Here is a 26,403-nt window from a genome sequence, read left to right on the forward strand (position 1 = left end):
GCATGGAAGATTAGATACTGCTATGAAAAGCGTCCTGCACATTTTTAAGAAAACGGTCCGCTGCTCCGGAAAATACCTGGTATTTTTTCCAGACAATGTCAAGATGGGCGTCCATCTTTGGTTTCAACGGCCGGAAACACAGGCGGCTGCCTTCTGAGGTGTTCACCAGCTTGTCCAGACACAGGGCGTATCCCAGTCCCTCCTCCACCATAAGGGAGGCATTGTATACCAGATTATAGGTGGCTACGATATTCAGCTTATCATAATCTTTTTTCAGCCAGCCTGAAAATTCATTGCTGACCGTAGTCTGTCGGGAGGATATAAGAGGCAGCTCCCAGATATCCTCCGGCCGGATGAAATCGTGGGCGGCCAGAAGGCAGTCCTTGGGCATTAATAGCCCCCAGGTATCGGTGGCAGGAAGGCGGATATAATCATACTTTTTCATATCTGCCGGTTCGATGAGGATTCCAAAGTCCAGAAGCCCCTTGTCCAGCCGTTCCATCACATCATCCGCGTTTCCGCTGTATAAGTGGTAGCGGATATCAGGACAGCTCTTTTGTAAATCCGTGGCTATCCTGGCAATCAGACGCATGGCATCTGTCTCCCCGCCTCCAATGTAAATGTCTCCGCCAATGGCCTCATCCGGCGCCGTAAGTTCCGCTTCTGTCTTATCTACCAGATCGAGTATTTCCGCCGCCCGTTTGCGGAGGAGCATCCCTTCCTCTGTCAATGTGATTCTGCGGTTTCCGCGGATCAACAGTTTTTTTCCGATCTCATTCTCTAAGTCCATGAGCTGCCTTGACAGCGTTGGCTGTGTCATATGGAGGGACTCCGCGGCCCCTGATATGCTTTCTTCCCTGGTGACAGCCATAAAGTATCTTAAAACACGAATATCCAATCTGATTCCTCCATTCCTGTTATTTATGCCAGACACACGAAAATTCTTCTATGTCTATTATATATAGAATGTGATATGCCTGTCAAGTATGGGATTGTATTTAATATAAGTATTTGATATGAATATGATTTTGGATTACAATAAAGACATAAAAGAAGCAAATAATTTGCGAGGAGGAAAATATGCAGAAGGAAAGCATCATGGGGACAACACCGATCCCCCGATTAATCATAAAAACGTCCATACCACTGATTATATCATTGCTGGTAAACAATCTTTATAACCTTGTGGACAGTATCTTTGTCTCCCGTGTCAGCGAGGATGCGCTGACGGGAATCTCAATTGCGGCGCCGCTGCAGATGCTCATGATTGCGCTGGGATGCGGGCTGGCCGTGGGGCTGAACGCAATGGTATCCAAAGCCATGGGAGAAAAGCAACCGGAGGAAGTAAAAAAGACAACATCGGCGGCAATCGTCATGGCATTCGGAGCGTATCTGATTAATGTAATTGTCTGCTTGTTACTTGTAAAACCATACTTTGCATGGCAGGCCGGCGGGAATGAAGTGATTGCGCGGTACGGAATTTCCTATATACGGATCTGCATGCTCTTTTCCTTTGGCCAGATGCTCCAGTGGGTGTTTGACCGGCTGTTGATTGCGACAGGAAAATCCAATCTGTTCCTTGCCACGCTGGGGACAGCTTCCCTCGTGAATGTGATTTTAGACCCAATCCTGATATTTGGATATTTTGGTTTTCCGGCCATGGGGACGGCAGGGGCGGCCGCAGCGACCGTCACGGGGCAGCTGGCAGGAGGACTTCTTGGAATTTATCTGAATATAAAAAGGAACAAAGAAATCCCGGTTCATTTTACCCTGCATATCCAGAAAAAGTATGTGGCTAATATCCTGAAAGTTGGAATCCCCACAGCGATTGTACAGGGAATCATGTCCGTCATGGGAATATTTATCAATACCATCCTGTACCAGTTTTCATCAACAGCAGTGGCAATCTATGGAATCCTGATGAAAGTTCAGAACCTGGCACAGATTGGCGTCCAGGGAATGAACAACGGCCTGATCCCGATTATTGCTTACAATTATGGGGCCGGAAAAGAAAAGAGAATCCATGAGACAATCCGGTACGCATTTCTTTATGCAGTGATAATCATGACAGTGGTCCTGATTTCTCTTGAATTGATACCGGATAAAATCCTGATGTTGTTTGACGCCTCTGAGCAGATGATACGGCTCGGTATTCCAGCGGTCAGAATTATGTCGGTCAGCTTTTTTGTATCGTCGGTGGGGATTATATTTGCGGCAATTTTTCAGGGGTTTGGAAATGGAAACTACAGTATGTATCTTGCATTCATGCGCCAGGTAATTCTGCTCATACCGATTCTTCTGATTGGAGCAGCTATAGGAAATATAACGGTTATCTGGTCGGGGTTTGCGGTGGCGGAGGCGCTGTCCATTCCTTTTGGAATGTGGTTATATGGAAAAGTAACACAAAATATGATTGCGCCTATGGCAGAAACTTATGGGGAAAACAGGGTCGAAACTGCATAGAAACAATAAAGCAATAAGTGTCAATTATATGTAGAACACACGATGCTTTGTGGGTATAGAGGGAAATGGAGACAAGGGAGGTGATAGATTAGAATGGCAAACTATGTGGAAAACCCTGATTCCGTGATTCAAAATCTGGAGGATGCCGGATGTGATATGGAGATGGTGGCAGAGTTTATGAAATTAGGCATCGCTGGAAACCGGCAGAACCAGTTAAAGCTGTTGGAACAGCATAGAAAACGCCTGTTGGAAAAAGTACATACGAATGAAAAGCGGATTGACTGCCTGGACTATCTGGTGTTTCAGATGAATAAAGAAGAATAACAGGATTATATAAGGAAGGAGTGCTGAACCCTGCCTATACCTTTACGCTGCCCAGGTATCAGATGGTGGCAGGCTTTTATGATATTATGTCTCATATTCTGGAACAGTACTTTTCCGGTGAGGATGACAATACTTCCGATTATATCATGGAGGGGATGTTAAAATCCATGATTCACAGCTCCAGGATTGCAGTTAAGAATCCTTTGGACTATGGGGCCAGAAGCAATATCATGTGGACCGCTACATGGGCATTAAATACACTGGTGTCCAAAGGAAAGACAACAGACTGTATAGTGCATATGATTGGGCAGCCGGTAGGAGCTTACACGGATGCCACTCATGGAATGACACTGTCTGCCGTTTCCATGGCCTATTACATATTCCTGATGCCTTACGGCCTTGCTAAATTAAAACGGTATGCTGTCAATGTATGGGATGTGGACCCAGCCGGAAAAACCGATGAGGAACTTGCGGCGGAGGGCCTGAAACAGATGGATAGCTACATGAAGGAACTGGGCCTTGTAATGAGTATCTGCGAACTGGGAGTCACAGAGGAAATGATCGGGGGCATAGCGAACGGTACATTTGTGATGGACGGCGGCTATAAGGTACTGACCCATGATGAGATTGTACAGATTTTGAAGGAAAGCATGGCATAAAAAGTATACCCAAAAGGTACCCCGTAATTCAAGCCTTGCGGGCAGGGCGCGCTTTGTGCGGTAAGATATGGAAGAAAAGAAAGGAACATTATCATGGCAAATTACATTGCAGAATTAAGTAAAGATGTAGAAAGAAAACACGTGAGATATAATAACCGTTACGGACTTGCCATTGCAGCAGATCTCTATCAGGCAAAGGCGATCGATGGCAGCGAAACGCATCCGGCGATTATCGTGGGTGCGCCCTATGGCGGCGTAAAAGAGCAGGGGCCTTGCGTTTATGCCAATGAACTGGCCAAAAGAGGATTTGTGGTCCTGACCTTTGACCAGTCCTTTATGGGGGAGTCCGCCGGGGAGCCGAGGAATCTTTCGTCGCCGGAAATCTTTACGGAGAATTTCAGCGCAGCGGTGGATTACCTTGGAGTCAAAGTCCCATATGTGGACTGTGATAAAATCGGGGTAATCGGTATCTGTGGTTCCGGAGGCTTCGCTTTATCCGCAGCACAGGCGGATACAAGAATCAAAGCGGTGGCAACCGCAAGCATGTATGTCATGACAACCGCCGTCCGAGGCACGCAGGATCAAGCTGCGCTGGCAGAAATGAAAGAACGGCTGTCTCTGAAACGGTGGGAAGATTTTGAACAGGGATATCCGGAATATATTCCCAGTTTTCCGGAAGAACCCATAGATGCAGTGCCGGAAGGAATGCCGGAGCCGGGAGCTGAATGGTTCCGCTTCTACGCAGTAAAGAGAGGCCACCATCCGAACGCCAGAGGCGGATTTACTACAACCAGTGATCTGGCATTTTTGAATGCCGACTTAACCGCGTTTGTTGGGGAGATATCACCAAGGCCCGTTCTCTTTATTGCAGGTGACCGTGCCCACTCAAAGTTCTTTTCTGAAATGGTATACGAGAAAGCACAGGAGCCGAAGGAACTTTATGTGGTGGAGGATGCGGAGCACATTGATTTATATGACAGGACAGATCGGATTCCCTTTGATAAGCTGGAGCGCTTTTTCAGAGAGAATTTGTGAAAGGAAGGAAATGTATGAGTAAAAGAATTCTGGTTTTATCGACCAGCCCCCGTATCGGCGGAAATTCGGAGACACTGGCGGATGTATTTATAAAAGGCGCAGAGGAGGCAGGTCATGAGACAAAGAAAATCTGCCTTTATGATAAGAAAATTGAATTCTGCAAGGGCTGCCTGGGCTGCCAGACCACAGGGAAATGTATCCTGCGCGACGACGCAGAAAGAATTATAGCGCAGATGAAAGCAATGGATGTATTGGTATTTGCGACCCCGATTTATTTCTATGAGATGTCGGGGCAGATGAAAACATTGTTGGACCGCACCAATCCGCTGTTCCCGGCAGAGTATGAATTCCGTGACATTTATCTGCTGGCCACTTCGGCGGACGAGGAGGAAAGCTCTATGGAGGCTGCAGTGAAAGGCCTGGAGGGCTGGATCAGCTGTTTTGAAAAGTCCCGTCTGGCCGGCGTCGTGCGCGGAACCGGTGCTGACAAAAAAGGAGCAATAGAGGAATGTGGGGAAGCGCTGTCTGCCGCATATGAAATGGGTAGAAATGTTTAGAAGGAGGCCGGGGCAATTTCCCTGGTGACAACCATACCGGTCGCTGCAATCGCCTCCAAATAGTGAGATGCAGACAGTTAAAACCGCCCGTACCCAAAATGGCTGAGTATTTCTGAAATCCAGAAAACCCAGCCATATGATATACTCAAAAAGCATAGAAATAAATTTGATATAAGCATTGGATATTTCATGCTATTGGTATTAAAATATCGTCAGATAAAGAAAAAGAGTAAAACGGCAAAGTTTATTTAAAGTTTATACTTATGTTAGCCAGCCGTTATTTTCGTCAGTTAGGATAGTTCATATTAAGAAACCGACTCACATTATTTTAAGGAGGAGCAGACAAAATGAAACAGATTAATCAGAAGTTTTTAACAGGAGAGCGCGCGTTATTCCAGGGTAAGGATTTGAAAATCTATGATACCACTTTTGCTGATGGGGAATCCCCTTTAAAGGAAAGCAGAAACATTGAGCTTTACCGCAGCATGTTCAAGTGGAAATATCCGCTGTGGTACAGTCACAATATTAAAATGGAGGACTGCGTGCTGTTTGAGATGGGGCGTGCCGGAATCTGGTATACGGAGAATATCTCCATGAAAAACTGTATTGTGGAGGCTCCAAAAAATTTCCGCCGTACCACCGGAATCGAACTGGAGCGCGTTACCATGCCGAATGCAGGTGAGACCCTGTGGAACTGCGATCAGATCCGGATGGACCAGGTATCCGCGAAAGGCGATTATTTTGCAATGAACAGCAGCAATCTTTATATCGACGGCTTTGAACTGGTTGGAAATTATTCCTTTGATGGGGTTAAAAATGCGGAAATTCATCACGCAAGGCTGCTGTCCAAGGACGCGTTCTGGAACAGTGAAAATGTAACGGTTTATGATTCCTTTATTTCCGGCGAATATTTAGGCTGGAATGCGAAGAACTTAACGCTCATCAACTGTACCATTGAAAGCAGCCAGGGTATGTGTTACATTGACAATCTGGTGATGAAAAACTGCCGCCTTTTAAATACAACGCTTGCATTTGAATATTCCACGGTGGATGTGGAGGTGAACAATACCATTGACAGCGTTTTAAATCCCAACAGCGGCATAATCCGGGCAGGAAAAATCGAAGAACTGATTATGGATGCATCAAAGATTGATGTGACAAAAACGTTCATTCAGACGGAAGAATTAAAGGAGGCTGTGTAGGATGCCTTACAATTTTGATGAGTTAACCGAGCGCCGGGGAACAGGTTCCATGAAGTGGGATGTACCGGAGGGTGAGCTTCCCATGTGGGTGGCGGATATGGATTTTGAGACAGCCCCGGAAATCAGGGAAGCGCTGATGAAACGGGCAGCCCATGGGATTTTTGGCTATACGGTAGTTCCGGACGAATGGAGAGAAGCGGTCACCGGCTGGTGGGAACGGCGGCACGGCTTTGTGATGGAAAAAGACTGGCTGGTATTTACCACCGGAGTGGTTCCGGCTATTTCAAGCGGCGTCAGAAAGCTGACGACGGTTGGAGAAAATGTGCTGGTTCAGACACCGGTCTACAACATCTTTTTTAATTCTATCCGAAACAATGGCCGGAACATCATCGAGAACAGGCTGCTCTATGATGGAGCGGGCTACCGGATTGACTGGGAGGACTTAGAGAAGAAGCTGTCAGATCCACAGACGACTCTGATGATTCTCTGTAATCCTCACAATCCCACCGGAATGATCTGGACGCGGGAAGAACTGGGGAGAATCGGAGAGCTATGTGCGGCCAATCATGTGAAGATTATGTCGGATGAGATTCATTGTGATCTGACAGAGCCGGGGTACGGTTATATCCCCTTTGCATCAGTATCAGAAACATGCGCTCAGAACAGCATCACCTGCATCGCTCCAACGAAAGCCTTTAATCTGGCTGGTTTGCAGACAGCAGCTGTCATGGTGCCAAACGAAGAACTACGTCACAAGATGGAGCGCGCTTTGAATACGGATGAAGTAGCGGAACCCAACGCCTTTGCGATTGAAGCTGCCATTGCAGCATTTACAAAAGGCGAGGGCTGGCTGGATGCGCTTAGGGAGTATTTGGCAGAAAACAGGAAAACAGTCCGTAAATTTCTGAACGATGAAATCCCGGAGATGTCTCTGGTACCGGCCCACGCCACCTATCTGCTCTGGCTGGACTGCCGTAAAATCATTGTGGATGCGTCAGAATTATGCCGGTATCTCAGAAAGGAGACAGGACTTTACCTGTCGGCCGGTATGGTATATGGCGGAAACGGCAGAGAATTTCTGCGAATGAATACAGCCTGCCCGAAAGAACGGCTTCTGGATGGTTTGGAGCGTTTGAAACAGGGCGTTAAGACCTATGAGGAATATGCAGCCGGAAGCTGTTGATGATGATAGAAGGGTGACCATGTACTATAAAAAGTTTCGTTCATTAAATTTATCAGCATTGGGGCTGGGCGCATTGCGCCTGCCCATGGAAAAGGACAATCCAGAAAGCGTTGTCCGCAGAAATTCCTGCATGTACGGTCCTTCCATATTTAAAGTTGGAGCAATAAGATTTTACAATATTGATTAGAATAAGCATTGTCTCAATAAAAAAACAGCTCCTTTTCAGGACATAAGAAATAGATGCCAGGCTCCGGAAGACGACTTTTCCGGGGCTTTTTGCGTATGCCGGGGATGGCGCTAATCTTGCTGAGGCGATGAAGCGGGTAAGGCTGTTCAATAACCTGAAGTCCCAAAAATGCAATTCCTTCCAATGCCTGTCAAAACCACTTGTAGTCAAAGTATGAAAGATGTATAATTACAAAAGAGATGCAAAGCCATGACCACTCTGGAGTGTTATTAACGCATGGAAGAAGATTAAAAAGATGATGCTCTCCCTGTTGGGTCACTGAGGAGGAGGAAGTATGGAAATATTAAATGAAACGCTCAAACGGACAGGCTACGAATATGATACGCTGATGAATCTGCTGCATGTCAGCGTCAGCAAGCATATATTGGATGAGTATTATACCCTGGTATGGTGCAATGACTACTATTATGAACTGATTGGATATTCCAGGGAGGAGTATGAGGCATTGTACCACAATAAGCCGGCTCATTACTATATGAATGACGATTTGAATATCCACGATGAAAAGCTGTGGATGCAGCTGAGCGCCAAGGTAATGGAGACACTGGAATCAGGGGAAAAGTCCTATAATCTGGTTACGCGGATGCGGCGGAAACATAACGGAAACCATCATGATTATATGTGGGTGCGGCTGAATGCATATCTTACGGATGAATATGTGGATGGCTACCAGGTCAGCTATTCGGTCATGACGGATATTACCGATGTGATGGATATGAAGCTGGAGCAGTCAGTGACCTACGACAGCCTGCCGGGGTTTGTCTCCAAGTTCAGAGTTAACCGGAACCTGGACTTTAAGCTGCTGGAGGCAAATGACCGTTTTTTTGACTTTTTTGGGAAAGACAGCATGGACGGCATGGATAATGCTCTTTTTCGTGAAAATATAATACGCAACATGCCGGTATTTCTGGAACATAAAAATGCTGTTACCAATGGCAATTCGGTTCATTTTACGGTACAGATGAAGAACCGGTCTGGCAATGACGCCTGGCTGCAGATTAACGCCTCCTGCATCGGGTATCAGGAAGGCGATCCGGTGTACCTGGCCATTTATATTGATATTACCAACGAAACAGAACTTCGGCAGATGCAGCAGAAATTGGAGGCGCAGGCGAAGGAGCTTCGTTCTGCCCTGGAGACAGCGGAGGAGGCGAACCGTGCAAAATCAGATTTTCTTTCCAGAATGAGCCATGATATCAGGACTCCCTTAAATGCGGTGCTCGGCATGAAGGATATTGCGGAAGCCCATTTGGACGACCCTGCAAAGGTGAAGGACTGCTTAAGGAAGATTGGTTTGTCAGGGCAGCATCTGCTGAGTCTTATTAACGATGTGCTGGATATGTCTAAAATTGAAAGCGGAGAAATGGTTCTCAGGGAAGATTCCATGTCCTTGCCGGAGGTGCTGGAGAATGTAGTGGCCATTATGCAGCCACAGTTCGGCGAGAAGGAGCAGCATTTTTCCATTCGCCTGCGGTCAGTGGTGCACGAACAGTTTTTAAGTGATGCCCTGCGTATGAGGCAGATTTTTATCAATATCTTGTCTAACGCATATAAGTTTACCCCTGTCAATGGAACTGTTTCCATGGATGTCTGCGAGAAGCAGGCTGTGGACGGAACAGCCCTCTTTCGCTTTTCAATAACTGACACGGGAATCGGCATGAAACCGGAATACCTGGCCCAAATCTTTACGGCATTCAGCAGAGAACGGGACAGCCGTGTGGATAAGACGGAAGGAACCGGTCTTGGAATGGCAATCACAAAAAGGTTCGTGGATATGATGGGAGGAACTATTGAGGTTACCAGCGAATTGGGAAAAGGGACCTGCTTCAGGGTGGAACTACCACTGAAAATAGAAGAGAACCAGTTTATAAAAGGGGAATTTCCAGGGTTGAGAATCATTGTCACAGATGATGACGCAGTCATGTGCGAGTATATGGCTGAGATGCTCGGACAATTGGGTATCCATGCGGATTGGGTCGACAGCGGCATCCAGACTGTGGAAATGATAAAGACAGCAAAGCAGAACGGGGAAATGTATGACGCGGTGCTTCTTGACTGGAAAATGCCGGATCTGGACGGATTTGAAACCACCCGCCGGATTCGGGAATTGTGCGGCGGCCAGCTGCCGGTACTGATTATCTCAGCTTACGATTGGAGCGATGTTGAAAAAGATGCAAAAAAGGCGGGTGTCACAGGTTTTCTGCAGAAACCGATATTCGTCTCGACTCTGATTCATGGGCTGCAGCGGTATGTGCTTGAGGGACAGCCGGCCAGGAAAACGCAGGGGACAGATACCGGAGCCAGGTTTACGGGCAGGCGCTTCCTGCTCATAGAAGACAATGCAATCAATCAGGAGGTTGCCAGGGAACTCCTGGCCGACATGGGCGCTGAAGTGGATACTGCAAGTGACGGAGCCGAGGGGGTGGAGACGTTCAGACGCTCCCCGGACGGTTTCTATGACGTGATTTTAATGGATGTCCAGATGCCGGTGATGAACGGATATGAGGCCACTAGAGCCATCCGCACCATGGACCGTGACGGGGCCAAGGCAGTTCCCATCCTTGCCATGACAGCGGATGCGTTTTCGGAGGATATCCAGGCTGCGAAAGACGCCGGAATGAACGGACATATGGCAAAACCCCTGGACAAAGCAATCCTGTGGAGGGAAATAGGAAAATACTTAAACAGTGATTTTTCCCCAGAAACAGCCGGCAAATCCGGCGTGAATCACTAAATAGCCATAAAGGCGATGAGAAAGTAAAATCCCGGAGGACACCTGAATGGAGATTAACCTGAGTTATGAACAGCTCAATGCTGAATACAGTATGCTGATGAGTGTTTTAGGCGCAAGCGTCAGCAAGCATCTGGTAGATGATCATTTTACCTGTATCTGGGCAAATGATTACTACTATGAGCTAATCCGCTATCCGAAGCCCCTGTATGAACATCTGTTTCGCAATCACTGCGATGAATATTTTTATAATAATCCCAAAGGATGGGCCAGGCTGACGGAACAGGTCCATTCTGCACTAGAGCAGGGGAAAAGCGGCTATTCCTTATATCTTCCCATGATATATCCGGATGGAGGGACTTTCTGGGTCAGGATGCAGGCGGTGTTTACCGATGAGTTTATCAATGGATACCGTGTGTCCTATACAACGATGGTTGATGTGACTGATATGATGCAGGCCCGGCTGGAACAAAAGGAAACCAGGCAGGATTTTGATAAAATGATGCAGGAGCAGGCGATGATTATGAGTGCGCTTAATATAAGCGTCAGCAAACACCTGATTGATGAACATTATACCTGTGTCCTGGCCAATGAGTATTACTATAAGCTGATTGGCTATTCAAAGGCAAGATACGAGGCGTTGTTCCACAATCATCCGGATGAGTTCTTTGCTAATAACCCGGAGGGCTGGGAACTCCTGACAAGCAAAGTTGAAGCTGTTCTGAAAAATAATGGGGATGGATATGAGGCGATTGTGCCCATGAAATATGAGGACGGTTCAAGCTACTGGGTCAAGCTGGTGAGCTTTTTTACAGATGAATACATAGACGGATTCCGCATTTCTTACACGGTAATGACAGATGTAACAGAATTAATGAGAACAAAAAACGAGCAGGAAATGCTTATGAGTGCAATGGAGGTCAGTGTCAGCAGGCACTTGATGGATGAACATTTTACTGTTATCTGGGCTAATGAATGTTACTACCGGATGATTGGGTACACGAAAGAGGACTATGAGACCAGATTCCATAACTGCTGCGATGCGTATTTCTGGGACAATGAAACCGGTTTGAGGATTATTAATGAGAATATCCAGAGTATGACCAATGCGGATGAGAAAAGTTACGAGGCATATCTGCCGCTTAAAATGCCGGACGGTTCCATGCGCTGGGTCAAAATAGTGGGTTTTCTGACAGATGAATACATGGATGGAATACAGATTGCCTACACCACAATGATTGATGTCACAGATTTGGTGCAGACCCAGAAGGAGCGGAGTATTGCTTATGAGAATATTCCGGGATTCATAGTCAGGCACCGCATCCTGCCGCAGGGGATTGTAATGCTTGACGCCAGCGAACGGATTAAGGATATTTTTGATGTCAGCATGGAGGATATCGCCGCCATCGACCCGCTGGAGGTGATGTCCGGGGAAAGCCGGGAGCTAATAATCAGCCATTTTCCGGGTCTGAGAAGAGGGGAGCCCCTTGAGGCGACTATACGTATTAAAGATAAATATGACCGTGACCGGTGGTTCCACTTCAACAGCACCTGCATTGATACAATATCGGATGACCCCGTGTACCTGTCTATGTTTATAGATATTACGGATATTACAGAATTGAGGGAACTTCAGCGCAAACTGGAAGAGCGGACCGACATGCTTAACAGCGCCCTGGAGGCGGCAAAATATGCGAATGCGGCAAAGTCTGACTTTCTTTCACGCATGAGCCATGATATCCGTACACCCATGAATGTGATCACCGGTATGGCTGAAATTGCAGCCGCCCATATTGGGGATCAGGACCGTGTGAAGGATTGTCTTCAGAAAATCCGTTTATCCAGCCATCATCTTCTGGGGCTGATTAACGACGTGCTGGATATGTCCAAAATTGAAAACGGTAATTTTTCTATCAGCATAGCTCCAATGTGTCTGCCGGATGAGCTGCAGGAGATTATCACAATTGTGCTGCCAGGCATCCGCAAAATGAATCAGAGATTTGATGTGTACCTGGAAGGTCCAGGCTGGGAGAACTTCATGAGTGACGCGCTCCGCTTCCGCCAGATTCTTCTCAATCTTCTCTCCAATGCTTCAAAATTTACTCCCAAAGACGGGAGGATCATCTTAAAAATAGAGATACAGGAAACAGAGTCTGCAAAAAAAGCCATGATCTGCTTTACCGTGTCTGACAATGGGATTGGTATGAGTCCGGAATATCTGGAGCAGATTTTTGAACCGTTTACCCGTGAAAGGGACAGCCGTATCGACCAAATCGAGGGAAGCGGGCTGGGAATGGCAATTACGAAGCGTCTGATTGACCTGCTGGGGGGCACTATAACAGTTAAAAGCCAGTTGGGTGTGGGAACTGTGTTCGATGTTCTGATGCCCATGGATGTCCTGGCTGATTCAGAAGAGGAACAGAAAGATTTCAGGGGATTACATGTCCTGCTGATAGACGATGACCCTGTACAGCAGGCGTGTGCAGGCAGTTTGCTCCGTTCTATGGGGATGGAGGTGGAGTGCACGGATTTTGAGGAAGCGGGGAAACGCTTCCTGACACATTGGGGGACAGAAAACTTCGGTTTTATCATTCTGGGTTTAAGTCTGGCGGAAGTTGAACGTATGGAGAAGACAGAAATGATCTGCAGGGGGATTCATGGCAGGGTGCCTTTGGTGGTGTCTGCCTATGATGTAAGCGGAATGAAAGAAAGAGCCATGGCATGGGGGGTCTGTGGATTTATGAGTAAACCGTTATGCCGGTCCGGGGTGATTGACTGCATGAACCGGTGCCGGATAGGGGAGGAATTGATGCGGCCGGATACGAAACTGGTGAGGCTGGAAAAGAAGCCGGGACAGCCGGATACGGAACCACTGGATTTCGCCGGAAGCCAGGTCCTCCTCGTTGAGGATAATGAGCTTAACCGCGAGATTGCCCTGGAACTGCTGGGCGGATTCGGGATGGAACTGGAAGCTGCAGTCAACGGGAGGGAGGCCCTTAAACGTTTTGAGGAGAGCCGGCCAGGGTATTATTCTTTGATTCTCATGGATATTCAGATGCCTGTGATGAACGGATATGAGGCAGCCCGCGCTATCCGTTCGCTTTCAAGAGAGGACGCCAAGACGGTTCCTATCCTGGCAATGACCGCTGACGCCTTTGTTGAGGACATAGAGAACACAAAGGCCGCGGGTATGAACGGCCATTTGGCAAAGCCTTTGGATTTTAAACAGCTTGTGCGTGAAATAGGACAATATCTGCACGTATAGCACAGATGCAGATTCCTGGCCTGCTCTGAGGTACATACAGAAAACAGTGAAGATATTCATTTTTATATTGGCATTTTTTACTTATGAAGCACCTGCTTTACTTTTTGCAGTATTATAATTCATTCCGGATCCTTCAACGTATTAAAGATGGAACCGGAGGGGAGTTTTGATAAGACCATACAAACATCTTGATAGATCAAGGCAAACGCATTACTAAACGCATCTGGTAATGCGTCGCTCCTTTGGGTTTTCAAGGCAGTGATAACAGCTTCCATTGCGAGCGCGATTTCACTGTAATCAGGATAATACGACTTGTCAATTGCCTGCATATAGTGTCCCCATATCAGCAGGTCGTCTAGCTGCCGAAAAATATTTTTAAGGGATTGGTATGGCAGGAGCTGGATGAAGGCATTCATAAGCAACTGAAAAGACAAGGGGGTGATTCTGTTATCCGATGCTGTGCGAAGCCTGCTTTCCACGGACTGGCCCAGGTAATCCGGAATAAAGGAAATGGATGATGCACAGCAGCGTGCAGTGAGAGCTACAATTTGAAGGGCTTCCAGGAAAAAGGATAGCCGCTCCTGTATCACCGGCTCCGCCAGATCCAGCTCACTTTTAAACGAAGTATATCCTTCCGGCGTAATTATACTCCCCTTTTTATCAATTGTCTGTGCGATCCCCAGTGAATTGAGCAGGCTAACCGCCCGTCTTGCAGTATTTTTTGTTATGTTGTATTCTTCCATCAGCTTTGGTATAGAGGGTAAATACGGTTCGTTGTCAAACTCCCCGGCAATAATCCTGCGTACAATGGTCATCGCCAGCCGGGAATATAGCTCGGAATGTCCTTTTATTCTGAACCAGCGGATGTCCTCATTCTTATTTGAATTGCTTTCGGTATATTTACCCAAAGCATATAAGTAATTGTCAACCCTTTCTCCTGAATCGCGGTATAATTTTGACGCATCGGCATAAAAGTCATCAAACTGTTTCTGTTTAATTTGAATGATAGCTTTGCTGAACCAAGTTTTTGTTCTTTCAAAAGTCGTAGCAAAAGGATTATCTATGCCGGGAATTGGTACGAATGGGACGTGAAGATAGTTTTCACTGTCAAACTCCAGATCGATGATTAACTGATTTTTTAATGGACGGAGCAATGCTGTAAAAAAGGCATTGGCCAGCTGATAGTGATCTGGCAGTTCCATCTGTTCTGATATATGATTCAAAATCTTATCCAACCAATACAAATCTGACTCGTTACACCGTTTGGCGCCCTCACGATAGAGGATTGGCATCAGCAACCCCAATCCCTTATATGCGTCGGCAATTTCCTCACGGTTCTGAACCAGAAATTCGGCATGGGCTTCCTTTGAGGTACGATAAGTTACTACAGACGGCTGTCCCTGCGCTGTGCGGATATATCCTTCTTCAGCAAGGAGCTTCATCACTTTGCGAACCGTAGTTATCCCCGCGTTGTATCGCTGGCAGATTTCCCGCTGTGAAGGAAACTCCTGTCCATAAATAAAAGTACCGTTACATATCTGTGTGGTAATGGTCTGATACAGATACTGATATAGCTGTTGATCATGGCTCATGGGTTTGGCCTCCTTTCATGGAAACGTTCTCCTTATTAAGAAGCAGAGAAAAAATGCAGAGATTTTTTATTAATAGCTGCTTTTCTTAAATCAACTTCATTATATCAGCTCTTTCGTGTCTCTTCAACTTGATTTCCTAACATTCATATGCTAAACCCGGCTTGCATAGATGCCGTGGCTCTGGGAGATGGATTCCCTTTTGGGTGTTTCTTTATAGGTTATCTCTGATTTACGTTTTCAGGACAGCCCCTTTTCACTCCCCCTTTTATATTTATAACAGTAAATACAGCCGCATGCCAAGAGCAGGCGGATAATCTAAAGGATAGTATATAGCTATATATTTCTGTCCAATAAATACATTGCATGTATGCCTATTTGCAGCTTCAGCATATTTTCTGGCAGCCCGATATTGTAAGGCAGCAATTCCTGAATTCTGGTCAGATAATTCATCAAGGTATTGCGATGGATATGCAGATAAGACGCAGTTTTGCTGATGTTATAATGATTCCCGATATATGTTCTCAATATATGGACATAATTGACATCGGAATTACCGGCCTTGCTTAAGGGCTCTATGGTATCTCTGTACATTTCCTCCAGACTTTCCTGGGGCATGGTCGAGAGCCATTGATAAACCTGAATGGTGCGGAATAAAAACACATTTTCTTCCGGATAGAGTTTTCTGCCCAATTTCATTGCGTCGATAGCCTGAAAAAACGCCTTTGAGATCTGCTGTAGATCAGAGGAATACAAGCTGACACCAATATATGTGGAAATATTATTGTGATTAAAAATATGCCAGATTTTTTTTGCTGCTTCCGAAGCCTGGTATTCTGCTGTTTCCTGTGATATGACATCAGAAAAGAGCAGATACAGAACATAATGGGTGTGAGTTTTTAGGAAAAAAACGTTGCATCCATAGGTGTTCATGATCCAGGTGGTTATGGACGAGAAGATTTCTCTGGTTATATATTTACGTGTGGATGTGGTGGGTACCTCACTGTCAAATTCTATGGATAAACAAATACGGTGTTTGGAGTAATCAAAATTGTACATCTTGCAATAGCGAAGAATCGTTTCGTTTGAATTTGACTGCGCCATGATTACGGAGGCCGCAAAATCCTGGGTGTTTACTTTATTATTAGCTGTTAATTGAAATAAGGCCGATATGTCCTTTACAACCCTGTAATGCCAGTCTTCCAGTTTGTTTATCTCCGGAATAATTAAGAACGTTGTATCTCCGTCAATGTTTCCCGATGATAACAGAATACAGTTTATTTCACCTTTTGGGCTGCTGATAGAGAATTGGTGGAATTGGTATGGCTGCTGCTGATGCCTTTTCAGAAGAGTATTCTGTATATTTTTATCCAGCTCCATCAAAACTTCTTTGTGAAGGAGGTTCTGCAAAGAAAAATCGTCACTTGGACCATAGGAATATTCTATCAGCTCAAACTGTGAATTTATCAGGAAAACAGGATTTCTAAGCACCAGGCTTAATTCAGACAGCATTCTCTCCGGTACCTTATACTTGCTGAATGAATTGACAATATCCTTGTATGCAATGGAAACATGGTACATATCATCTAGCTGCTCCTCAAATATACGTTTATAAATCATAGAAGCAAAATCACAAAAGTAAAGATTATATGGCATTTCGTATATGGGAAAATCCAGTTTGTTTCCGTCGTCAAGTATGATGCCGGGAATCTCGTTGTGATAGCGGTGTAGTTTTACACCAAGCGCAGCGCAGCCTTTTTCCTTAAGGGAAGCGATAAAACCTTTCAGCATGGATGGATTATGACTGGTGATATATCCGGAATCCACAACAAATTCTCCTCCATGCAGCCAGTCCAGAATCTCAGGTGTGTCGATTATGGTGAACGAGGTAACTTCTCTGTTTGTCCCGCAAAATCCGGCAACACAACGGATTTGTTCAAGGTCTGATGTAAAATCTGCAACTGTAACCATGGAGTTCCATCCTTTCTAAAACAACTAGATGTAATTATATCAGCTGCCATATTATTAAGCAATGTGCAGTTTTTTGAATTTAAATGAAAAAAATGTGCACTTTGACCAGGACTGTGCAAAAAAATAATGATAATATATAGAAGAATATATGAATTTGCAGAAAAAAGCTGGGATTAACAGAGAAAAAGGCAGTTTGTTTTCGCGATTATAAGTAGTTGTTGGTGAAATTTTCGCAAATGAAAGAGTCGGAAATAGCTATGATCCTGCTGAATATACAGATATGATTCTAAATCTGTTAAATTCAAACAAAATTTAATACATCACTGGCTGATGTAAATTAACAGCTGACGGGGGGTGTGTATGTTTATAAGATTTATAGTAACTCGTTAATCGTGTAGTCCAATTGACTATACCATCATTATGCAAGGAGGTTGCGAAATGAGTAATATTGAGCAAGTCCAACAGGTTTCCAATTCACCTATTCTGTGGCTCTTATGCGGCGTTACGGTTGTCATATCTGCTATACAGACAGTGCTTTACATGAGGCAGTGCAGCAAGACTACCAGGGCGGCAGGTCTGGATCCGAAGATTCCCAAGGAAGCTTTCCGCGTGGGACTGATATCCGCTATAGGTCCTGCTTTGGGTGTGTTTATCGTAATGGTTGGACTTATGGCTTCCATCGGAGGCCCCATGGCATGGCTCCGTCTTTCCATCATCGGCGCTGCTGCCACAGAGCTTTCAGCAGCCAATATTGGTGCAGAAGCATGTGGAGTTACTCTGGGCACAGAGCAGTATACTCTGATCTGTCTTGCGGTTTCATGGTTTACCATGGCCTTAAACGGTGCAGGCTGGCTTCTCTTCACCGGTGTTGCCACTCCGTCTTTAGAGACGCTGCGCAATAAGGTATCCGGTGGAGATATGAAATGGCTGGTTGTGCTTAGCGGTGCGTGCTCCCTTGGTATTTTTGGTTATCTGAACGCAGGTGAAATCTTAAAAGGGATGGGAAATACACTGGCAGTTTTGACAGGTGCTGTTTCAATGGTCCTGCTTGTGAAAACCGTATGTAAAAAATATCCTAAATTGATGGAATATTCCCTGGGTATCGCCATGATCATTGGCATGATATTCGCATTGGGATATGATCAGTTACTCAAATAGACCAGGAGGGAAGATAAATGAGTGATAATGAAATCATGAAACAATGGAAAAAAAGCAGTATTGTTATTGGCTCACCTACGAACATCCTGGCTGCCCTGACCTCATTCATTCCGGTAATCTGGCTTTGCACCACTTATGATTGCTGGCCGCCAATCAGCACGGTCCTTACTGCATGGGGCATGGTTGCTGCTTCCTTTGGAGCATTTTATTTTGTGGAGCCGGTTTCCTACTATGCCGCTCTTGGTATGACCGGAACCTACCTTAGCTTCCTGTCAGGAAATATCGGCAATATGAGGGTTCCCTGCGCGGCTCTGGCCCTGGATGTTACACATTCCACACCAGGTACAATCCAGGCAGAGGTGGTTTCCACCATGGCAATCTGCGGTTCTATCATTACAAACCTGATAGGCACCACTTCTGCAGTTATTGTAGGCGGAGCGGTTTTATCTGTGCTTCCTGAGTTCATAGTGGTAGGTCTTACGAAATATGCCAGTTCCGCAATTTTTGGAGCGACTTTCGGGAATTTTGCGGTTAAATATCCAAAGGTGGCAGTATTTGCATTGGCAATTCCCGTAATTCTGAAAATGACCACCGGGCTTCCGGCAGCAGCAGTCATTGTGTGCACTGTATTTGGTACCTTGTTAATCGCAAGAGTATTCTATAAAAAGGGACTTGTCAAATAATCATGGGTTGCGGCAATCTAATTTCAGGAAAGGAGTAATATATTATCATGTGGGAGAAATGTAAAGAATTACAGGAAGAGCTGGTCAGAATGCGCAGGGAGCTTCATCAGATTCCTGAGCTGGGCGGAGAACTGCCCAAGACCAGGGCGTATGTGGAAGAAAAGCTTAAGGAACTGGGGATTCCTTTTGTGGAGAATAAGACGGACAGCGGCCTCATTGCTACCATTAAGGGAGAAAAAGAGGGAAAGACCATTGTGCTCCGTGCAGATATGGATGCCCTTCCGATACAGGAAGCCAATGAGGTGGACTACATATCCAGACATGAAGGATGTATGCATGCCTGCGGACATGATACGCATATGACCATGCTGCTGGGGGCGGCTAAAATTTTAAGTGAACATAAAGATCAGATCCCAGGCACGGTAAGGCTGCTCTTCCAGACCGATGAAGAAGGTTCCAGAGGAGCTCAGAGGCTTTGTGCAGAGGGCGCTATGGATGGTGTTGATGCTGTTTTCGGAACCCATATCGGAACGATTATTTCCAAGGACATCAAGGCAGGAACCGTGATTTCCGTACCGGGCTGCTGTATGGCCTCCTTTGATAAATTTGTGATAAAAGTAAAAGGAATCGGCTGCCACGGCTCCACTCCGGAAAAAGGCGTGGACCCGGTAAACATTGCAGCCCATATCATCATCAATCTCCAGGAGATCATTGCCCGTGAGATCCCGGCAGTTAAGCCTTCCGTACTCACTATCGGCCATGTGAAGGCAGGTTTCGCCTATAATGTTATCCCGTCGGAGGTTCTGATTGAAGGTACTATCCGGGCTCTGGAGGAAGATGTACGCCAGGAGCTGTCTAAGAGGATTGGCGAGATTGCAGAGGCAACTGCGAAAGCCTTCAGAGGGGAAGCTGAGTACGAAATGATCTGGGGTGCGCCTCCTGTTATCAATGATGCCGGTATGGCTAAACTGGCAGCGGACTGTGCCAGGGACGTGGTGGGAGATGATATGGTCATTGACCATCTGGATGCGCCAAATATGGGCGGAGAGGATTTTGCATATTATCTGGAGAAAGCGCCGGGAGCATTCATGTTCTTAAGCTCATCCAACCCGGAGAAACACACGGATGTACCGCACCACAATCCGCTTTTTAATGTGGACGAGGACGTATTCTGGATTGGATCTGCCATATTTGTGCGTATAGTCGAAAAGTTTTTCAAAATGTAATAAATACGGCTCAGAAAGGACTTTTAAGATATGTCACCAGGGTTATTGTTTCTTGCATATGGTGTCATTGTCATAATGGCAATGTATGTTTTTGTATATATACCTAATAAGAAAAAGCACAGGAAGATGCAAGAGATGCATGATTCCATTGCTGCAGGGGATATGGTCATCACCATCGGAGGGGTAGTTGGAAGGGTGGTAAAAAAAGAAGGGGATTACCTCACTCTGGTTATTGATGAGGAGAAGGAAGTGACCATGAGGATTGTGCTGTATGCAGTCAATCAGAAGATAGATAAATAAGTGATTGGAAGGCGGAACATTTGGTTAAGTGTTCCGCCTTTAATTGTCCCGTTTATTCCCCTGCTTTACCGCAATTATTTTAATCCCGTCTGTAAGTATCTTGAATATAAGCCAAAACTCTGCTGTGATATACTTTTTCCATGGACAGAATCCACAAAATAAATCACCTTATTTATATAAATATCACAAATGTGTATATAAGGCACAAAAATCGTTTGACATTAATATGGTGTGATGGTAACCTAATATTAAAGCACACGCTAAAAATACACCAAAATTAAAAAATAGGGGGAACTATTCACATGGACGCTGTTAAAGAAAAACGTTACTATGGTTGGTACATGGTCATGGTCAGTGCGATTATCTATGCGCTGGTTTATTCCACCACATCCACCGGATCCGTCTTTACAATTTCAATCACGCAGGAGCAAGGCTTCAGCCGGTCACTCTGGTCATCAAAGTCAATCTTTACCTGTATTGGTTCATTGATCAGCTGTTATATGAGCGGACGTCTGATCCAGAGATTCGGCCTAAAGCGCATCATGCTGATTTCCACAGCCGGAGTCGCATCCACATTTTTCATTCCGCTGATGTTTACGGATATCCGCCAGTATTATGTTCTGTCTGTTTACTCCAGCGCTACATGGTGCGCGGCCACCATCATGTCAGTACCAATCCTTATCAACCGGTGGTTCGGGCCTAAGAAAAAGGGCATTGCCATCAGTCTTGCCCTGGCAGGCTCCGGAGTGGGAAGCATGCTCATGTCGCCGTTGCTGAGTTATCTCTGTGAGAATTACGGCTGGAGAAAGACGTACATATTTGAAGGAGTCATGCTGCTTGTGGTTATGCTGCCCCTTATCTATTTCACGGTTGTGGAGCGTCCCCAGGAAAAGGGATATACGGAACGGCTGGGAGAAAAGGAAAGTACAGGCTCCGGTGCAAGCGCCGGGAAAACCGTGCTGACCGGCGTACCCTACAAGGAGGGAATCAAGAGCATTGTATTCTTCACGGTTGTGATGGGAATCATGCTGATTCAAATTTGCAATGCGTCCGTAACCAACCACCGCACCCCATATCTTACAGACCTTTTTAATGGTAATGCAGTAAAGGCAGCCAGCATTTCCGGAATCGCCATTGGTTCCCTTACCATAGGAAAGATCGTGCTGGGCTCACTTTGTGATAAGATTGGTGTGAAGAAAGGTCTTTTACTGGGCATGACATCCTATTTCTGCTGTTTGCTCATGCTGTTTTTATCCATATACAGTACAAACTTTATTTATCTGTACCTCATGTTCTTTTGTATCGGCGGTTCTGTGGGAACGATTGTCACGCCACTCATTGTTTCTACGGTATTCGGAGATAAGGACTATGGCCGTTACCTTGGCACAATCCAGAGCATCACGGCATTCGGAACACCTATCGGAAATATGTTTTCCGCCTATGTTTTCGATAAGACCGGCGGGTATTCCGGCGCGTGGATGGTGGTGTCCACAGCTGCGCTGATTGCCATTCCGATGATTTTTATAAGCATAGTGATTGCAAACCGCAAACGGGCAAAGCTTCCGGTTTCCATGAAGGAGGCAACCGTCTGACTGGCAAGGCGCCGGCACTGAGTGAATATAAACCTTAAAATGATATGGGAGAGACTAAAATGAACTACAATTATCTTGAGGAAGCATGCCAATTAAACGACGAGCTTGTTGCATACAGAAGATATCTGCATGCGAATCCGGAGCTGGGGCTTTCCCTTCCGGGTACAAAAGCCTATGTGATGAAGGCCCTCTCGGATTTCGGCTACCAGCCCCTTGAGTATGGGGAATCGGGTGTTGCCGTGCTGGCAGGAGGTAAAAAGCCGGGCAAGGTATTTCTCATCCGCGCGGATATGGACGCCCTTCCCATAGAGGAGGAATCCGGTGTGCCGTATGCTTCGCGGATAAAGGGACGCATGCACACATGCGGACATGACAACCATACCGCTATGCTGTTAGGCGCTGCAAAGCTTTTGAAACGCCATGAAGATGAGATTGAAGGGACGGTAAAAATACTGTTTCAGCCGGGGGAGGAGACACTTGAAGGGGCTAAGGCCATGATAGAGGCAGGAATCCTTGAAAATCCCCATGTGGATGCCGCGCTCATGTTTCATAATATTGCAGGCAGCCCTGTAAAGGAAGGGACCGTGGGTGTCTTTGGGCCGGGCGCGGTGTACGCCTCCTCCGGACGGTTTGAAATCCATATAAAGGGGGTGGGCGGTCATGGTGCAGCCCCTGACTGGACGCATAATCCCCTTGGAGCCATGTGCGCAATCTACCAGGGAATCCATGAAATCGTGGCGGAGCACCGGTCGCCCTTTGACAGCTGTACCATGACGGTGGGGAAAATGAGTGCAGGGGACAGCGCCAATATCATACCGGAAACAGCTATTATGCAGGGGACCATACGTACATTCAGCAAGCAGGTTGGAGAACGGCTGAGAAAGGACCTTGTAACCCTGGTGGAATATGTGGGGAAGGCCAAAGGTGTGACGGCAGAGGTTACCTTCGGCACTGCCTGTCCGCCCCTTGTGGTGGACAGCAACGTGCACAAGTCCTTTCTCTGTTCCATGAAGGAGATGTTTGGGGACGAGGCCTGGGATATGCGCACTGCATGGGGGGGAGCTTACAGTAAAAGCACAAGTGCCGAGGATTTTTCCTATATCGCCGAAAAGGTTCCTTCCGGCTTTGGCTGGATATTCCTTGGGGACAGCCGTCAGGGACGCAAGTGGGGATGTCATAATCCCAAGGTACAGTTTAATGATGCCTATCTTTACCGGGGCGCGGCTGCTTATACTAAGGCGGCAATGGATTGGCTGCTGGAAAATGCAGCGGCAGGAACGGTATCGGACTGTATCCGGCAGGCAGAAGAGACTCTTTATGAGATGGCCGGAAATTGATGGTGGATGTCCTTTGAAAGGTTGATTGTATGGATATAAAACAGCGTATAGAAGAAATATACCCGGAGCTGGTGGAGATCCGCAGGGATTTCCACCGCCATCCTGAACCTGGGTTTGAAGAAAAATGGACCAGTGCCCGTATCCGCGAACGGCTGGACGGATGGGGGATTTCCTACGAATATCCTGTAGCAGGCACGGGGATTGCAGCCATGATTCAGGGCAGCAGACCGGGCAGGGGAAACACGGTGGCCCTGCGGGCTGACATGGATGCCCTGCCGCTGACGGAGAATCCGGCCTGCCCGTACGGCTCCATGAATCCCGGCTTTATGCATGCCTGCGGCCATGATGCCCATGTGTCCATAGCTCTGGGTGCGGCCCGCATCCTGAGGGAATGTAAGGCAGAGTGGTCCGGGTGTGTGAAGTTCTTTTTCCAGCCCGCAGAGGAGACTACAGGAGGCGCACTTCCCATGGTGGAGGCTGGCTGTATGGAAGAACCTCATGTGGATTATGTCATAGGCCTGCATGTGATGCCAACCCATGAGTCAGGCGAAATTGAAATCCGCTACGGTGATTTAAATGCCTCTTCTGACCATATACACATAAAACTTCGTGGAAAAAGCTGTCATGGGGCTTATCCGGATACAGGGGTGGATGCCATTGTCATGGCTGCTGCTGTCATAAACAGCCTGCAGGTTCTGGTGAGCCGCTGTATTTCCCCGCTGGACAATGGGGTGCTCACAATAGGGACCATATGCGGCGGGACTGCCGGCAACATTGTTGCAGGGGAAGTGGAGATGACCGGCACCCTTAGAACCACAGACCGGATGGTGAGGCAGAATATCATTGACACCATGACCCGCATGGTAAAGTGCACCTGCCAGGCAATGGGAGGAAACGGCGAAGTCACGGTGACCCCGGGATATGCCGCCCTTATCAACACGGATCAGGTGGTGGATGTGCTGGTGGAAACAGCTTCTGACATCATTGGAGAGGAACATATCCACTGGAAGAAGTGTCCCAGCATGGGGGTGGAGGACTTTTCATTTTTCCTGGACAAGGCCAAGGGTGTCTTTTATCATCTGGGCTGCGCCAGCAGAAGGAAAAAGATCACGGCGCCCCTTCACAGCCAGGACTTTGATATGGATGAAACCTGTCTCAAGCTGGGGGTTGAAATGCAGACCAGGCTGGCCCTGCGGCTGTTGGAAAGAGAGGTGAATCCAGCCATATCAGGGTGAACGGCAAGTCCTGTTTCGTCAAAGAAGAGTCAGGGGATTCATGTACCTGGCTTTTTTGCTTGCTATTTGCCTGGCCGTATGCTATAAAAAAATGGACAGAATCATTTGAAAGGAACTGCGTGGTGATTAAACATGATGAAACTTGCGATTTTGGCAGCCCCTGGCCTGATTCCATATCTCTCAGACAAGCTTGAGTCCACAGGCCAGGCAGCGGGAGTAAAGCTTGATCTCTATGATTACGGGCATCTCTCCATGCTCCCTGAGCTTTACCCCAAGCTCAGGGACAAGTATGACGGATTTCTTTTGAGCGGACTTGTGGTGCAGACAGCCATACAGCGTTATTTCCCGGAGGATGACAAGCCGGTGGCTGCGTTCGATACTGAGCTTGAAGAGATATACCATGCGCTTCTGGACCTTTTGGACAGGGACAGAAGCCTTGACCTCACTAAGGTGGTGGTGGATATCTATCTGCAGGTGAATGAGAAGCACAACTGCAGGGCCTTGCTTGATATTAAGGATATGGATGCAGCAAGACAGAAAACCATGGATTATTGGAAAAATATCTCCCTTAAGGAGATTGAGGGACTGGGGGACAGGCTTTTTGCCCAGATTAAGAGACGCTGGGAGGCAGGGGAGATAACGTATGTGATATCCAGGAATTCCTCAGTCCAGCCAAAGCTGGCGGCCTGCGGCATTCCCCATACCTTCCTGTATCCGTCAGAGAAGCAGCTGCTCCGCACGGTTCACGGGCTCCTCAGGCAGATTACTGCCCAAAAAAGCGCAGATTATATGGCGGCCGCGGTGGTGGTGGCCAGGGAATCCGTGAAAGGGCTGGTGGAAGCAGACGAGGAGGAAGAGCTTCTGCTCCAGCAGGCGATTCTGGACTATAAGAAGGAGACCCTTGCTGATTTCCAGATACAGAAGACCACAAACGGCCTGTTCCTTTTTACGAACCTGAAAACCGTCAGCCGTATGACCGGTAATTTCAGGCATTGCGGGTTGAGTCACTACCTGCAGAAGCGGCTGCGCTTTTGTACCTATGTTGCTTATGGGGTTGCGCCGGAGCTGTCCACGGCAAAAAGCAGTGCCCTTGAGGCGCTCCGCGAGGGCGTTTACCGCAAAGCGGTTTATGCTGTGGTGGAGGATTCTCTTGTGGGTCCGCTCATGCCCGAGACAGAGCCGCTTAAACAGGTGCCCCTTGACGAGGATTTGATGGAAATTGCCGGGAAGGCAATGCTTGCTCCGGGGACGGTCCGCAAAATCAAGACCATCCTTGGGATCCGCGGGAATAACGAAATTACGGCGGCCGAGCTTGCCGAGCGTCTCAATGTAAAGATCCGCCATACAAACCATATCATAGAGAGGCTGACTACGGCAGGATATGCGGTACAGACAGGGATGAAATCCACAGGGACAAAGGGAAGGCCCACCCGTATATACCGGATTGATATATAGGTATCGGAATATGCTGCTGACCAAGCGTTTTCACTAAAAAACGTATATTGCCGAACTGAGTTTGTCAGGATATAATGCAGCGGCACCCCTTGCAAAGAAGGAAGGATCCGGTATCCACAATCTCCGGCACAGGTACTGGGACTGCCTTGTACATGTGGCGGCCTGTGAGGAGGTGCAGAAGTATCTGTGAA

General features: G+C 46.9%; 20 protein-coding genes and 1 pseudogene. 18 read left to right on the top strand and 3 right to left on the bottom strand.

Annotation, left to right across the window (positions count from 1 at the left end):
- Positions 1-10 precede the first annotated feature (10 nt).
- Positions 11-898, bottom strand: coding sequence for a LysR family transcriptional regulator (locus tag LI015_RS02920; protein WP_002568730.1), 888 nt, complete (start codon positions 896-898; stop codon positions 11-13).
- Between the two features lie 182 nt (positions 899-1,080).
- On the opposite strand from LI015_RS02920, the gene LI015_RS02925 reads away from it, so the two are divergent.
- The 10 genes and pseudogenes from LI015_RS02925 to LI015_RS02970 all read left to right on the top strand — a co-directional run bounded on the left by LI015_RS02925 (position 1,081) and on the right by LI015_RS02970 (position 13,666).
- A complete protein-coding gene (locus LI015_RS02925) occupies positions 1,081-2,463 on the top strand; it encodes an MATE family efflux transporter (RefSeq protein WP_227124083.1) in 1,383 nt (460 codons plus the stop codon).
- Between the two features lie 93 nt (positions 2,464-2,556).
- On the top strand, positions 2,557-2,787 hold the full coding sequence (locus LI015_RS02930) for a hypothetical protein (protein WP_002568728.1): 231 nt from the start codon (positions 2,557-2,559) through the stop codon (positions 2,785-2,787).
- Positions 2,788-2,798: 11 nt separating this feature from the next.
- Positions 2,799-3,446, top strand: a pseudogene (locus tag LI015_RS02935) (iron-containing alcohol dehydrogenase); the annotation flags it as partial.
- Between the two features lie 93 nt (positions 3,447-3,539).
- On the top strand, positions 3,540-4,481 hold the full coding sequence (locus LI015_RS02940; protein WP_002568726.1) for an alpha/beta hydrolase: 942 nt from the start codon (positions 3,540-3,542) through the stop codon (positions 4,479-4,481).
- A 14-nt stretch (positions 4,482-4,495) separates the two neighbouring features.
- Positions 4,496-5,038: a flavodoxin family protein gene (locus LI015_RS02945; protein ID WP_002568725.1), complete on the top strand. Its 543-nt coding sequence runs from the start codon at positions 4,496-4,498 to the stop codon at positions 5,036-5,038.
- 347 nt (positions 5,039-5,385) lie between these two features.
- Positions 5,386-6,240: a DUF3737 family protein gene (locus LI015_RS02950; protein ID WP_117625494.1), complete on the top strand. Its 855-nt coding sequence runs from the start codon at positions 5,386-5,388 to the stop codon at positions 6,238-6,240.
- A 1-nt stretch (position 6,241) separates the two neighbouring features.
- Positions 6,242-7,423, top strand: coding sequence for a MalY/PatB family protein (locus tag LI015_RS02955; RefSeq protein ID WP_227124087.1), 1,182 nt, complete (start codon positions 6,242-6,244; stop codon positions 7,421-7,423).
- Positions 7,395-7,610 carry a hypothetical protein gene (locus LI015_RS02960; protein WP_227124088.1) on the top strand — a complete coding sequence of 72 codons (216 nt, stop codon included), beginning with the start codon at positions 7,395-7,397 and terminating at the stop codon, positions 7,608-7,610. The genes LI015_RS02955 and LI015_RS02960 overlap by 29 nt, the downstream gene beginning before the upstream one ends.
- Positions 7,611-7,944: 334 nt before the next feature.
- Complete coding sequence (locus LI015_RS02965; protein ID WP_227124089.1) at positions 7,945-10,404, top strand: response regulator; 2,460 nt, start codon at positions 7,945-7,947, stop codon at positions 10,402-10,404.
- Positions 10,405-10,450: 46 nt separating this feature from the next.
- Positions 10,451-13,666 carry a PAS domain-containing hybrid sensor histidine kinase/response regulator gene (locus tag LI015_RS02970; protein ID WP_227124090.1) on the top strand — a complete coding sequence of 1,072 codons (3,216 nt, stop codon included), beginning with the start codon at positions 10,451-10,453 and terminating at the stop codon, positions 13,664-13,666.
- A gap of 119 nt (positions 13,667-13,785) precedes the next feature.
- Here LI015_RS02970 and LI015_RS02975 read toward each other — a convergent pair whose 3' ends face one another.
- Positions 13,786-15,258, bottom strand: coding sequence for a GntR family transcriptional regulator (locus tag LI015_RS02975; RefSeq protein WP_227124101.1), 1,473 nt, complete (start codon positions 15,256-15,258; stop codon positions 13,786-13,788).
- 333 nt (positions 15,259-15,591) lie between these two features.
- Positions 15,592-17,226 (bottom strand): PucR family transcriptional regulator, encoded by a 1,635-nt coding sequence (locus tag LI015_RS02980; protein ID WP_117625474.1) that lies wholly within the window; start codon positions 17,224-17,226, stop codon positions 15,592-15,594.
- 438 nt (positions 17,227-17,664) lie between these two features.
- Between LI015_RS02980 and LI015_RS02985 the strand changes: the two genes are divergently transcribed.
- From LI015_RS02985 to LI015_RS03020, 8 genes are all read left to right on the top strand, one after another.
- On the top strand, positions 17,665-18,384 hold the full coding sequence (locus LI015_RS02985) for a DUF5058 family protein (RefSeq protein WP_002568717.1): 720 nt from the start codon (positions 17,665-17,667) through the stop codon (positions 18,382-18,384).
- Between the two features lie 17 nt (positions 18,385-18,401).
- The gene (locus LI015_RS02990; protein WP_002568716.1) at positions 18,402-19,067 is read left to right on the top strand and encodes a hypothetical protein; all 666 of its coding nucleotides are present in this window, start codon (positions 18,402-18,404) and stop codon (positions 19,065-19,067) included.
- Between the two features lie 47 nt (positions 19,068-19,114).
- Positions 19,115-20,293, top strand: a complete 1,179-nt coding sequence (locus LI015_RS02995; protein ID WP_227124103.1) for a M20 metallopeptidase family protein — start codon at positions 19,115-19,117, stop codon at positions 20,291-20,293.
- A 30-nt stretch (positions 20,294-20,323) separates the two neighbouring features.
- Positions 20,324-20,593: a preprotein translocase subunit YajC gene (yajC, locus tag LI015_RS03000; protein ID WP_002568714.1), complete on the top strand. Its 270-nt coding sequence runs from the start codon at positions 20,324-20,326 to the stop codon at positions 20,591-20,593.
- 302 nt (positions 20,594-20,895) lie between these two features.
- A complete protein-coding gene (locus tag LI015_RS03005; protein ID WP_002568713.1) occupies positions 20,896-22,185 on the top strand; it encodes an MFS transporter in 1,290 nt (429 codons plus the stop codon).
- A 59-nt stretch (positions 22,186-22,244) separates the two neighbouring features.
- On the top strand, positions 22,245-23,522 hold the full coding sequence (locus LI015_RS03010) for a M20 metallopeptidase family protein (RefSeq protein WP_227124106.1): 1,278 nt from the start codon (positions 22,245-22,247) through the stop codon (positions 23,520-23,522).
- A 29-nt stretch (positions 23,523-23,551) separates the two neighbouring features.
- A complete protein-coding gene (locus tag LI015_RS03015; RefSeq protein WP_002568711.1) occupies positions 23,552-24,757 on the top strand; it encodes a M20 metallopeptidase family protein in 1,206 nt (401 codons plus the stop codon).
- A gap of 132 nt (positions 24,758-24,889) precedes the next feature.
- A complete protein-coding gene (locus tag LI015_RS03020; RefSeq protein ID WP_227124107.1) occupies positions 24,890-26,212 on the top strand; it encodes a hypothetical protein in 1,323 nt (440 codons plus the stop codon).
- The last annotated feature ends 191 nt before the right edge of the window (positions 26,213-26,403 follow it).

The organism is Enterocloster sp. 210928-DFI.2.20 (assembly GCF_020554465.1).
GTDB classification, from domain to species: Bacteria; Bacillota; Clostridia; order Lachnospirales; family Lachnospiraceae; genus Enterocloster; species Enterocloster bolteae.